Raw genomic sequence first — 532 nt, forward strand, 5'->3', positions numbered from 1 at the left:
CGAAGAGGTGGGCGTAGCGGCCCCGGATGGCGTCGGAGTCGGCGCGGAGCTGGCGCAGGGCCTCGGTCTCGGCGCCCTGGTCCGTAGGCGCGATGAAGACGATGAAGGGCGAGAGCTCAGCGGTGCGCACGGCCTTCAGGGTCTGGGGCTCGATGTCCAGGACGGCGACCTGGCCGCACTCGTGGATGCGGCGCACGGCGTCGAGCCTGGTCCCGAACATGTCGCCCCGGAAGCTGCCGAACTCCAGGAACTCGTTGGCCGCGATGCCCCGCGCCATCTCCTCCGCCGACACGAAGTGGTACTCGGCGCCGTCCGCCTCGCCCTTCCGCGGGGGCCGCGTGGTGTGCGGCGCGGGGTAGGCGAACCTCTCCGGGTTCTGGGCGAGCAGCGCGTTCTTGATGTGGCTCCGCCCGACCCCGCTGGCCCCGATGAGCACCAGCGTCTTCCTCTTGAACGCGGGGAGCCGCACGACCTCCTCGTAGGAGACGACGTCCAGGCGGTCAAAGATCGCGCTGTGCTTGGCCAGGTATTT

1 pseudogene is annotated in these 532 nt (G+C 70.1%); it reads right to left on the reverse strand.

Annotated elements, in window-relative coordinates:
- Nucleotides 1-532: pseudogene (locus tag R7E38_RS23325) on the reverse strand (hypothetical protein); the annotation flags it as partial.

The organism is Vibrio sp. Vb2131 (genome assembly GCF_033338535.1).
GTDB lineage: Bacteria > Pseudomonadota > Gammaproteobacteria > Enterobacterales > Vibrionaceae > Vibrio > Vibrio alginolyticus.